Origin of the sequence: Mobiluncus holmesii ATCC 35242 (genome assembly GCF_000185445.1) — a bacterium.
GTDB classification, from domain to species: Bacteria; Actinomycetota; Actinomycetes; order Actinomycetales; family Actinomycetaceae; genus Mobiluncus; species Mobiluncus curtisii.
In genome coordinates this window covers 509210-521100 of sequence record NZ_GL622346.1, presented here as the reverse complement: position 1 = coordinate 521100, position 11891 = coordinate 509210, and the positions used below count along the sequence as shown (strand labels likewise).

The window sequence follows — 11891 nt, the reverse complement described above, 5'->3', positions numbered from 1 at the left end:
ACCGATCCACCCCAGTTTTCACCAGGATATCAACAATCGGGGCGTTGCTCACCTCAAAAGTGGGCAACAGATAAAACTATACACGCGGGTTTTTGCAGATGCAAATCGAGGGTCCTTTTTCGTGCATTTCGGGCGTGTCGCGAAATAACATACCATTAGATTTGTCAGGTATAGCACTAATTTTGCCTTGATACCCGACTTGCCGAACAGATAGATTTGCAAAAGCCGTTGCAGCCTACCGGAGGGAATGACGCCGCCAAAACTGCAATTGATTCCCGATTTTCAGCCTACTTTGTCTTTTTCAATGCCGCAGCAAATCCCGGTTGCACCGGTAAGTTCACCAAAAACATAGCCTGTCCGGCGTGATAAATATCCGGTTTACCCGACCAAGTCAGCGCCGCGGGCCGGTTATGTCCGTCTAGTTCGTGGCACCACCGACCGGGGGATTCAATCAGGCTACTTTGGGCGTATTCGCTGAAACGTTCCACCCATTTGTCAGCGGTAATCACCAAATCCGCACTGCCCTGCCCCGCCCACCGGGTGAAGCACTTCGCTGTCACCAGGCTGGCCCCAAGCGCTTCACATATGACCCAGTGCATCCGCTGGGATGAGACGGGACGACCCTCGAAATCCGTCGTATAGGGAATTCCCGCAGCGTCGTCGGTCCCCCACGCAGCCAGAGCACTACGGTAAAGTCCCGCAGCGGCCTCGTGAACCCATTCCAATTTCAAATTTAATCCCGCAGCCTCGACCGCACCTTGGAGCTGCAAAATCAGGCGTACCCATTCAAAACCATGCCCCGGCGTAGCTCCCCACGGGCGGAAGGGATCAGTCGGTCTGTCACGGTTGTAATCGAGGTCTATACGCCAGCTACCGGTGTAATGCTCGGGAACTTTCCAGTCATATTCCCTCGCTGAATCATTAATAATTTTCGTGGCAATAGATGCCCCACGGCGCAGGTATTCGGTGTCTGCAGTGGCATCAAAAGCTGCCAAGCACGACTCCAAAGTGTGCATATTCGCGTTTGCACCGCGGTAGTTCTCCAAATCTGTCCAGTCCCGAGCGTAGGATTCTCGGACCCTCCCCGCTGCTTTGTCCCACCAGTAGGCATCCTGGATACGTCTGGCTTCGTCTAAAAGTTCGCGTGCCCCTGGAATTTCCGCAACGGTAGCAGAGCTGGCAGCAAGAATTACGAACGCATGAGCGTAAGCCTCTTTACGGGGACCTTTTTCAAGATTGGGACGAGGCTGCCCAGACGCATCAAGTTCAGTCTCAATCCACGAAAACCAACCGCCGTATTCATGGTCCACAAAGTGAGTGCGCAGGGAGTGAATGCCATGAATCGCTAGTTCGCGGGATCGTTCAGGATGGATTCCTGCGAGGGCAAAAAGCGAAAACATATGCGTCATGCGGCAATTAATCCATAGCTGGGCACCCATCTCGGGCATGACTGCCCCTTCGGGACCAAGGTAACCAAATCCGGCAGGCACTTGTGACCTCATGCCGAACTCACACAAAGAAAGAAGCTCACGCGCAGCTAAAGAAGGCAAATCAAGGATTTTGCACATGACTGAAATTCTAATGGAGCCTCGCCTGCCTTACGGGGAATACCAGAGATTGAAAATAATCAGACTAAATACAGCTGTGTGTGCGAACCAAAGTCTGTTCGCACACACAGGTTTATGGAATTATCCGGGATGAATCTAGGCAGCCTGGTGATAGGTGAGGCACTCGCCGGTCTTTCCGCCAACTTTGACGGCAGACGCCTGGCATTCCAGGTGCTCGTTAAAGCTGCAATCGGATTTTTGGCAAGCACCGACTGCCGCTTGCTTTCCGAGACCGCCGACCTCAGGCAAGGCAATAAAGGTTGAGCAGCCCTTGGTGCCCATAGTCATGGCGGTGGCTTGGCAGCCATCGTGGTTGTATGAGCAATCGGATACGGCGCAATCGCTAACTACTGGTTGAGTACTCATGGCTTCTTTCCTTTCGAGATAAGTATCTGTAAACGAATAAGTTCTTAATTACGACTGTCAACTATTTTTTCACCCCTGTAAACCCTGACTCTAAAATCTCACGTTTCCCCAGGTCAGAGGCTTGAAAATATAAAGAAACGCGCTAATTGCGTATATCAAAAAGCATATAGAGATATTTTTAAATAACATTGGCGATTCTAATTCGAGTCGATTACGCAAAGCAGGTGTAGCCTAAAGCCGGCTCCCGTCAGCAAACGACCTAGCTCAACAAATCACACTTGACCAGCACTAACAGACACTACTTCAGTATTTGATACGAATCTGCTCGAATAGTGAACACGCCTGTACTTTGGGAGAAAATCTGCGTAACTTAACTGGTGAACGGTTCGGACTCGAACCAAATCGGCATCAGTACGAAATTGCGAAAACATAGGAGGAAAAAATGAACAAATATCGCGATTTTGACAACTATCTCAAAGAATACCCCGACGAAAAGGGATACTTCGGCAAATACGGTGGCAACTACCTGCAGGACCCCGAGCTGGTCAAAGCCTTTGACCAGTACGCCGAGGCCTACCAGACAATTGCACAGTCTGCTCAGTTTATTGCCGAACTGCGCCGCATCCGCAAGGACTTCCAAGGTCGCCCCACTCCGGTGTACCACTGCCAGCGTCTGAGCCAGAAACTGGGTCGCACCCAGATTTATTTGAAGCGCGAGGACTTGAACCATACCGGAGCGCACAAGCTCAATCACTGCATGGGTGAAGGTCTGTTGGCGAAATACATGGGTAAAAAGAAGCTCATCGCGGAAACTGGAGCAGGTCAGCACGGTGTAGCTCTCGCCACCGCCGCCGCCTATTTCGGCTTGGAGTGCGACATCTATATGGGCGAAGTCGACATCGCCAAGGAGGCCCCGAACGTGGCGCGCATGAAGGTGCTGGGGGCGCGTGTTATCCCCGTTAGCTTCGGCCTGAAAACGCTCAAAGAGGCCGTGGATGCCGCCTTCATGGCGTATTCCGAGGAATATCACGACGCCATCTATTGCATCGGCACGGCTGCTGGTCCGCATCCGTTCCCGGTCATGGTCAGAGATTTCCAAGAGGTTGTCGGCGTGGAGGCACGTGCCCAATTCTTGGAGCAGACCGGTCACCTGCCGGACAAAATCATGGCTTGCGTAGGGGGCGGCTCCAACGCGATTGGTTTGTTTGTGCCTTTCCTGGCTGACCCGGTCGAGATTTATGGGGTCGAGCCACAAGGACGGGGCACAGCTTTGGGCGATCACGCGGCCACCCTTACCTACGGCGGTGAAGGTGTGATGCACGGCTTCAACTCGATTATGCTCTCGGACGAAAAGGGCAATCCCGCCCCGGTCTATTCCAATGCGTCCGGTCTGGACTATCCCTCGGTCGGTCCTGAGCATTCCCTGCTGCACGACATGGAACGCGTCAATTACGTAACCATTCGCGATGAAGAAGCAATTGAAGCCCTGTTCTTGCTCTCGCGCTTAGAAGGCATCATCCCCGCCATCGAAAGCTCTCACGCTTTGGCTTACGCCATCAAGGAAGCCCGCAAAGGCAAGCCCGGATCCATCCTGGTCAACCTGTCGGGTCGCGGTGATAAGGACTTGGATTTCGTTATTGAACACTACGGAACAGGCGAAGACTACGTCAAATAGACTCAAAAGTAGGCTTTAAATGTTTTGTTCCCGGACCATTTGGTTCGGGAACAAAACATTTAAGAGGGAGCTCAGGGAATCCTATAGCCCGAGTTCCTTCATGATCAGGGACTTAACTGTGCCCGCATCAGCTTGACCACGGGTAGCTTTCATGATTGGCCCCATCAAGGCGCCGATAGCCGCCATCTTGCCGCCTTTAATCTTGGCGACGACATCTGGGTTATCCGCGATTGCCTGCTTTACAGCCGTTTCCAGCGCACCCGTGTCAGAAACGACCTCCAAGCCACGCGCCTTCACGACCTCTCCAGGATTACCCTCACCAGCCAGAACTCCGGCGATAACCTGTTTCGCCAACTTGTCATTAATCTTGCCGTCTTCAACCAAGTGCTGCAGTTCAGCCACCTGGGCGGGAGTAATCGCCATTTCTTCCAGGTCTTTTTCCTCGCCCTTCGCTAAGCGCGCGATTTCACCCATCCACCACTTGCGAGCCCCGCCCGCATCGGTTCCAGCTGAAACTGTCTCCTCAATGAGGTCCACCGCCCCGGCGTTGACGATGTCGCGCATTTCGATGTCGGTGAATCCCCATACGCCCTGCAGACGCTTGCGTCTCACGGCAGGAAGTTCGGGCAGACTCTTGCGGATTTCCTCCACCCATTCCCGACTCGGCGCTACAGGCACCAGGTCTGGTTCAGGGAAGTAACGGTAATCCTCAGCGTCGGATTTCTCGCGCCCCGAAGAAGTTGTCCCGTCCGCCGCATGATAGTGGCGAGTTTCCTGGACAATTTTGCCGCCTTCCGCGAGGATTGCCGCCTGGCGACGCATCTCGTAACGCACGGTTTTCTCGATGCCCCTAAAGGAGTTGACATTCTTGGTTTCCGTGCGAGTCCCCATCGGGTCCTCTGGATTGTCCCGCAAGGACACGTTCACGTCAGCGCGCACATTGCCACGCTCCATCCGAGCTTCACTAACCCCGATAGCGCGGAAAATGTCCCGCAAGGTACGCACATAGGCGGCAGCAACCTCAGGGGCGCGGTCGCCAGTCCCGGTGATGGGTTTGGTGACAATTTCCACCAGCGGCACTCCCGCGCGGTTGTAATCCACCAAGGAGTGATCTGCCCCTTGGATACGACCGTCTTCACCGCCGATATGCGTGTTCTTGCCCGCGTCCTCCTCCATGTGGGCACGCTCAATCTCCACGCGGTACACGGTACCGTCCTCCAACTCGACATCGAGCCAGCCGTCATAACAGATTGGCTCATCGTACTGAGAGGTCTGGAATGCCTTGGTCAGGTCGGGATAGAAATAGTTTTTCCGGGCAAACCGGCAGTACTCAGCAATTTGACAGTTCAGCGCCAAGCCAATCCGAATCGCGTACTCTACGGCTCGCTTATTTACCACCGGCAGACATCCCGGCAATCCCAGGGAAACCGGAGTGATATACGTGTTTGGTTCGCCCCCGAAAGCGTTGGGAGCCGCGTCGAACATCTTGGTCTTCGTACCCAGCTCAACGTGAACCTCCAGTCCCAAAACGGGATCGAAACGTTCGGTAGCCTTTTCGTAACTCATCAATTTGTCGCTCATTTTGCGCCCTCCTTCCACGCCGCAGCCGGGCAGGGCGGCATTGGCTCACTCGACTTTGCCAGCTGAGCTTCCATACGGGCTGCCACCTCATACATGGTGACGTCCCCACGAGCGGGGGCCAGAATCTGCACGCCTACGGGCAAGCCATCTTCCGGAGCCACCCCGGCAGGAACCGAAATCCCGGGAATACCAGCCATATTGGCAGGAATTGTCGCTACATCGTTGAGGTACATACTCATCGGGTCATCGAGCTTGTCGCCAAACTTGAAAGCGGTAGTCGGAGCGGTGGGGGTGAGCAGCACATCGCACTGTTCAAAGGCTGCTGCCAAATCCCGTTGCAGGAGGGTTCGCACCTTTTGCGCCGAACCGTAGTAGGCATCGTAATAGCCCGCCGACAACACGTGGGTTCCCAAGATAATGCGGCGTTTCACTTCGTCCCCAAAGCCCGCCTCACGAGTCGCTGCCATCATCCGTTCCGTGGTGACCTCGCCTTCCTGCGGCAACACTCGCAGACCGTAGCGCACCCCATCGAATCGCGCCAGGTTGGACGAAACTTCTGCCGGCATAATCAGGTAGTAGGCTGCCAAAGCGTACTCAAAGGATGGGCAATCCACTTCGACAACGTTCGCCCCCGCCTCTTGCAGACGCTCCACAGCCTGCTGGAAACGCTGCAACACCCCAGCCTGATAGCCCTCGCCTTGCAGCTGCTTGACGACCCCGACGCGCAGCCCCGTAGCGTCCGTGCCGATTTTCGCCAATGCCCCGGTAATATCCGGCACCGGTTCATCCAAAGAAGTGGAATCCAGCGGATCATGCCCCCCGATAATCATCTGTAACGCCGCCGCGTCGCGAACATCACGGGTGACCGGACCAATCTGATCCAGGGAGGATCCCATCGCAATCAGCCCGTAGCGAGACACTGCCCCGTAAGTCGGTTTCGCGCCTACAGTTCCGGTAACAGCTCCGGGCTGGCGGATGGAACCGCCCGTGTCTGACCCCAGCGCCCACGGCACCATGAATGCTGCCACTGCCGCCGCCGAACCACCGCCAGATCCACCGGGAATCCGTGCCAAATCCCACGGGTTGCGGGTCGGACCGAAAGCCGAGTGCTCAGTAGAGGAACCCATAGCGAACTCATCCATGTTGGTCTTGCCCAGGATGGGCAGTCCTGCCTCCTGGAGCTTGAGCACGATGGTGGCGTCATAAGGTGGCAGCCAGCCTTCCAGGATTTTTGACGCGCAGGTGGTGGGTTTACCCCGCTGCACCATATTGTCTTTAATCGCGATTGGCACGCCCGCAAAAGGATGCAGTTTCTTGCCAGCAGCACGGTCTGCGTCAACCTGTTTAGCGGTTTGTAACGCCCCTTCCACGTCGACAAACAGGAAAGCGTGGACATCTTTCTCAAGGTGTTCAATACGTTCCGCAAATATGCGCACCAGTTCTTCGCTGGTGACTTCTTTAGCCACCAGCTTCGCGGCCAGCTCATGGGCAGACAACAGGTAAAGTTCTGCGTTACTCATAGTTACTCCTCCCCGATAATCTTGGGCACGCCAAACATGCCACGGTCTGGCTGCGGGGCGGCCTGGAGCACCTCATCATGATCGAGACATTCTCCCACTACATCCTCACGCCACACGTTTGTGAGCGGAATCGGGTGCGAAGTCGCCGGAATATCCGGTTTCGCCACCTCATTTACTTTCGCTACTGCCTGGGTAATTACATCCAATTCAGCGGCGAATTTTTGGATTTCTTCGTCAGTCAGCGCAATTCGGGCCAAGCCAGCGACGCGCCTCACTTCATCAGCATCAATAGTCGACATATTACTGAGTCTAGCGAAAATCCGGGCGTGGCGGTTAACCCTTGCGGTCTAAGGTCGCAACGCTTCATTTCGCCCTACCCGAGACGACGAAACTGGACATGGAAATCGGGTGCGCTACCAGGAAACCGGGAAAGCTACCGTGGTTTTAACCGTGTACGCTTCTGCGCTGGGAACACTGGGATTCTGTCCATTACACTGGTAACAGGAAAGGAATACAAACATGGGCAAAAGAGTAGGGGACCCGCATAGCAATCTGCGTAATCATTACAGCCCTGAACCCCGCGGTGAAGTGTTCCGCCAAATCGCCCGTTTCTTTAACCGGCTATCGGAACTAGCGGTGCAGACACCGCAGCAGCTCCCCAGGGTAATGGCACGAATTTTTGGTGGATTCCTGCTGTTTGAATTCGTTGCCGGGGTGATTACAGTCGCCATTGATACCCTGCGAACCTGGCGTCAGTCCCCGGTCAAGCCGTTCCCGGTAACCCAGTTGCCTGAAATTCGCTTTGCTGCAGACAAAATGCAGGTGTACACCTCCGGGATTGAGGTGTACACCGCGATGCTAGAAGCTATCCGTTCGGCGCAATCTCACGTGTTCTTTGAAACTTTCATCTGGAAAAATGATGAAATCGGACATTTGTTCAAAGAAGCTTTGATTGCCGCGGCAAAGCGCGGGGTTGAGGTCTTCATTATTTGGGATGCTTTCGGCAATATCAATGTGCCCCCCGCTATGACTCGCTTCCCTCACCTGCGCCACCTGCACGTGTTACGTTTTGGATTGTTCCGTTCGTTCTTTCTCTCTCTGCGTTCCACCGGGCGTGACCACCGTAAAATCCTCACCGTTGACAACAAGATTGGCTTCATTGGCGGATACAACATTGGTTCACTCTATGCGACCCAATGGCGTGATACGCACCTGCGCCTGACCGGTCCGTCAGTATGGGAGCTGACCGACGCCTTCACCGACTTTTGGAATGCTCACAAAACCCGGAATCTGCCCCAGTTGCCTCAATTTCTTCCCCGGCAGTGGAGCCCTGAAATCGAAGTGGCTCGTAACGAACCAAACCGCCTGTTGTTTCCCGTCCGCGGTCTGTACATCAAAGCGTTAAACAAGGCTCGAAAGCGATTTTGGATTACTCAGGCTTATTTCATTCCCGACCAGGATATTTTGGACGAGCTCATCGCGGCGGCGTGGCGCGGTGTGGATATTAAAGTGCTGATGCCGGAAACTTCAAACCATATCGCGGCTGACTGGGTGGCACGCTCATACTATTCCCCGATGCTGGAGGCCGGGATTGAAATCTGGCTTTACAAAGAGGCTATGGTTCACGCCAAGACCGCCACCGCCGACGGATGCTGGACCACGATTGGAACGGCAAACATCGACCGTTTGTCCATGACCGGAAACTACGAAATTAATATGGAGATTTTTTCCACCGACCTGGCCAATCAAATGGAACAAGTGTTTCTCAACGACCTGACCAACGCTCGACAGCTCACCCTGGATCAGTGGGAGGAGCGCCCCGTAGTTAATCGAGTCATTGAGCGTCTGTTGCGCCCGCTAGGTTCAGTTTTGTAGAGCTAAGTTTCGGAATCTCGGATCGCGCAACTGCGCCTTCAGGAGCTACCCCCGGTTTGTCTCCGCCCCCAGGAGTAGTTTGTCCGCAGTACAGCCCGGACTGCCGCCATGTGACGCACCGGATTAGGCTCCGGAGATGCCCTTTTCCAGCAGGGCTTCGAAGCCAGCAGATTCAATAACCGGGATGCCTAACGCTTGGGCTTTGGATAGCTTTGACCCCGCGCCGGCGCCAGCCACAACCAAGTCGGTTTTTTTCGATACTGAACCGGTCGCTTTCCCCCCGCGGGCTTCTACCGCCAACTGAGCTGATTCACGAGTGTAGCCGGGAATGTTCCCGGTAATGACCACGGTCAGACCTTCTAGGGTGGGCGCTAGGTTGGTGTCTCCAGCCAGAGATGCTTCGCTCGCCCCCTCCGCTTTACTGACGGCTCCAACTCCCGCAGCTTCCCAAGCATCCACGATTTCTTGATGCCACGGGACTGTGAACCAGTCCCGAATGGAGGCAGCTATGACCTCCCCGATTCCTTCAGCCTCGCCCAATTGTTCGGCACTAGCGACTCGCAAAGCAGACATCGTGACAAACTGGCGGGCTATGGTCCGTGCCGCGACCGGACCCAGATGTCGAATGGATAGCGCCACCAAAACCCGCCACAGCTCTTTGGACTTCGCGGCTTGCAGCTGTTCAAAAAATGTCTGCACGACTTTCCCCGCCACAGGAGGTCCGAAACGTTGCCCGGTGGCTTCCTGAGCAGCTTTCGGCAAGGGTCGCGGCTTCGCCCAAAAGAACCTAACCTGTTGCCAATCTCGACCGCCAGTACCCGGAATCTCACGCCATACCATCACGTCGCGCAAGTCCTCAGGTTGCAAGGCAAACAAGCCTGCCTCCGAAGTCATGACCGGGGACTGAGGGGGCGGTAAGAGGTCTTCGATGGCCTCTAGGCTGCGCGGTTCCCCGGAGGGAACGGCGACAATGGTTCCGTCCTCTAACTCACAGTGCCCTCCCGCCGCGAGAGCAGCTGCCACGTCACCGCGCCCAAACTCTGGCTGAGTCAGCGCCAAGGCACCTTCCTCTCCCAGACCTTCAATATCCAAGGCGTTGCGTGAGCCTACGTGTATGAGTCTCTCGGTGATTTGTGCCGGACATCCCGACTGATTAGGGCAGCGTAAGTCAATGTCACCTTCCTTTTGCGCACCGAGTTCGGTTCCGCAAGAAGGGCAGGTGTCTGGCATCACCCACTCGGGCAAACCCGCTGGTCGAAGGGACATTACTGGTCCTAAAATTTCGGGAATGATGTCTCCTGCTTTGCGCAGCACGACAGTGTCGCCGGGACGCACGTCTTTCCGGGCGACTTCTTTGGCATTGTGCAAAGTGGCACGCGAAACGTAGGAACCATCAACCAGGACCCGCTCCATCACCCCGAAAGGCGTTACCCGCCCGGTGCGTCCCACCTGCACCTCGATACCGAGCAAGCGGGTGTGAACTTCCTCAGGCGGAAACTTGTAGGCACACGCCCAGCGCGGTGCTCGTGCTGTCGAACCCAGGGCGTCACGCTGTGCAAAACTGTCAACTTTTAGCACCACGCCGTCAATCTGATGGGCGAAATCGTGGCGATGCGCCGTCATCTGGTCTAAGACCGTGTGTATCTCAGCCAGGGAATGTATTCCCGCTAGGGACAGCCCCAGACTGGCGGGGGTTTCCCGCACGGAATGCAAACCCCATGATTCCAACAGCTCATAAAAGTCCTCTTGGGTCTCCAGGTGTGCCGCCGCACCGGGGTCAGCCCAACGCACTTCCCCGACCCCGTGGGCTAAAAATGCGAGGGGACGTTTTGCCGCCTGGACGGGATCTTTTTGTTTCAAAGAGCCGGTGGCTGCGTTACGCGGATTAGCAAACAACTTTTCCCCGTCACGTTCGCGGGTCGCATTCATAGCGGCGAAATCCGCCAGCGGCAGATACACTTCCCCGCGAATTTCCACCAGTTCCGGCACGTTTTCACCGCTCAGGCGCACCGGCACAGTCGCGATGGTCTTCACGTTTTCAGTTACGTCCTCACCGGTAAAGCCATCCCCGCGTGTAGCCCCGACCGCGAGCGTGCCGTGAAGGTAGGTCAAACTCATAGCCAGCCCGTCTACCTTTACCTCTGCAGAAACAGAAAAATCCTGACCTTCCAGGCTTTTTTCCACTCGCGCCCACCACGCATCAACTTCCGCGTAAGAAAACACATCGTCGATGGAACCCATCTGGCACAGGTGGTGATGTGGGGGGAACCCTTCCGTGTTCGCGGTCTCTCCGCTCCCCCCGACCGTTTGTGTCGGCGAGTCCGGGGTCACCAAATCAGGATAAGCCGCTTCCAGCAACTGCAGCTGCACGAACAAGGCGTCGTATTCCGCGTCACTCAACCGAGTCACCCCAGTCTCGGGAGTTTGGTCATAGTAATCCGTGCGTGCCGCTTCGATTTGGTCGACCAGGTCAGCGTGCTGGGCTAAAGCAGACTCAGGGATGGAGGTTTTTTTCTTCACCATTCCATCTTAAGACCAACCCGGAAACACAAAATCTGAACCTTGGAGTACCCGGAACTTTCCGGTAAATACTCCGTTCTCTGGCAACTTGCGGTGGAACTTATGGGGCTCCTGGTGTCTCAAATTAACGCGCCCCCTTGTAAACTGGGAACGAAATTGAATCAAATGATTAAGGAGACGAGATGGAAGCAAGTATTTTTATTGCTAATGGTGTTGAAGAATGCGAAGCTCTGTTGGTCGTAGATTTGTTGCGCCGCGAGGGAATCGAGATTCAAACGGTGGCAGTGAACGACGCCACCGGAACTGATGAGAAGGCGCGAACCATCGTGAGCTCACACCAGGTTCCTTTGATTTGCGATGTACACCTCAATAGCTACGCTCCCAGCGACGAAAAAGTCCTGGTTATCCCCGGAGGCAAGCTCGGGGTAGATAACCTCAAAGCGTCAAACAAACTGTCCCAGATTTTGCGTTCTCATCAGGAAAATCTGGCAGCAGTATGCGCCGGACCTACGGTATTGGGGGCACTGGGACTGCTCGATGAACATAAAGCTACGGTTTATCCCGGTTTCCAAGACGGCTTGGGGTCTGCCGATTATACCGATACCGGCTTGATTCACGATGGTCGGGTCATCACCGCGCGGGCACTCGGGGCTTCCATTGACTTTGCCTTGGAAATTATTGCTTTGCTCCGTGATGAGTCGCAGGCGCAACAGGTCGCTGCCCAGATCTGCTACCAAACTCACTAAT

Annotated in this window: 9 protein-coding genes; 3 read left to right on the top strand and 6 right to left on the bottom strand. The window is 55.2% G+C overall.

What is annotated here, in order from left to right; genetic code table 11:
• Positions 1–287: 287 nt before the first annotated feature.
• A complete protein-coding gene (locus HMPREF0576_RS02175) occupies positions 288–1568 on the bottom strand; it encodes an AGE family epimerase/isomerase (RefSeq protein ID WP_004010530.1) in 1281 nt (426 codons plus the stop codon).
• A gap of 135 nt (positions 1569–1703) precedes the next feature.
• Positions 1704–1973 (bottom strand): hypothetical protein, encoded by a 270-nt coding sequence (locus HMPREF0576_RS09075; RefSeq protein WP_004008037.1) that lies wholly within the window; start codon positions 1971–1973, stop codon positions 1704–1706.
• A gap of 442 nt (positions 1974–2415) precedes the next feature.
• Here HMPREF0576_RS09075 and trpB point away from each other — a divergent pair, with 442 nt between their 5' ends.
• Positions 2416–3648, top strand: a complete 1233-nt coding sequence (trpB, locus tag HMPREF0576_RS02165) for a tryptophan synthase subunit beta (RefSeq protein ID WP_004008038.1) — start codon at positions 2416–2418, stop codon at positions 3646–3648.
• 81 nt (positions 3649–3729) lie between these two features.
• Here the strand turns inward: trpB and gatB are convergent, their stop codons facing one another.
• From gatB to gatC, 3 genes are read right to left on the bottom strand one after another with little or no spacing between them, the layout of a single operon-like run.
• Positions 3730–5229, bottom strand: coding sequence for an Asp-tRNA(Asn)/Glu-tRNA(Gln) amidotransferase subunit GatB (gatB, locus tag HMPREF0576_RS02160; RefSeq protein ID WP_004008039.1), 1500 nt, complete (start codon positions 5227–5229; stop codon positions 3730–3732).
• The gene (gene gatA / locus HMPREF0576_RS02155; RefSeq protein ID WP_004010529.1) at positions 5226–6749 is read right to left on the bottom strand and encodes an Asp-tRNA(Asn)/Glu-tRNA(Gln) amidotransferase subunit GatA; all 1524 of its coding nucleotides are present in this window, start codon (positions 6747–6749) and stop codon (positions 5226–5228) included. The genes gatB and gatA overlap by 4 nt, the downstream gene beginning before the upstream one ends.
• Positions 6750–6751: 2 nt before the next feature.
• Entirely contained in the window at positions 6752–7048 is a 297-nt protein-coding gene (gatC, locus tag HMPREF0576_RS02150) for an Asp-tRNA(Asn)/Glu-tRNA(Gln) amidotransferase subunit GatC (protein ID WP_004008041.1), read from the bottom strand.
• Positions 7049–7268: 220 nt separating this feature from the next.
• Here gatC and HMPREF0576_RS02145 point away from each other — a divergent pair, with 220 nt between their 5' ends.
• Positions 7269–8624 (top strand): phospholipase D-like domain-containing protein, encoded by a 1356-nt coding sequence (locus HMPREF0576_RS02145; protein ID WP_004010528.1) that lies wholly within the window; start codon positions 7269–7271, stop codon positions 8622–8624.
• A gap of 123 nt (positions 8625–8747) precedes the next feature.
• On the opposite strand, the gene ligA is transcribed toward HMPREF0576_RS02145, so the two are convergent.
• Positions 8748–11147, bottom strand: a complete 2400-nt coding sequence (gene ligA, locus HMPREF0576_RS02140; protein ID WP_004010527.1) for an NAD-dependent DNA ligase LigA — start codon at positions 11145–11147, stop codon at positions 8748–8750.
• A gap of 179 nt (positions 11148–11326) precedes the next feature.
• On the opposite strand from ligA, the gene HMPREF0576_RS02135 reads away from it, so the two are divergent.
• Entirely contained in the window at positions 11327–11890 is a 564-nt protein-coding gene (locus HMPREF0576_RS02135) for a DJ-1/PfpI family protein (RefSeq protein WP_004010526.1), read from the top strand.
• Position 11891 lies beyond the last annotated feature (1 nt).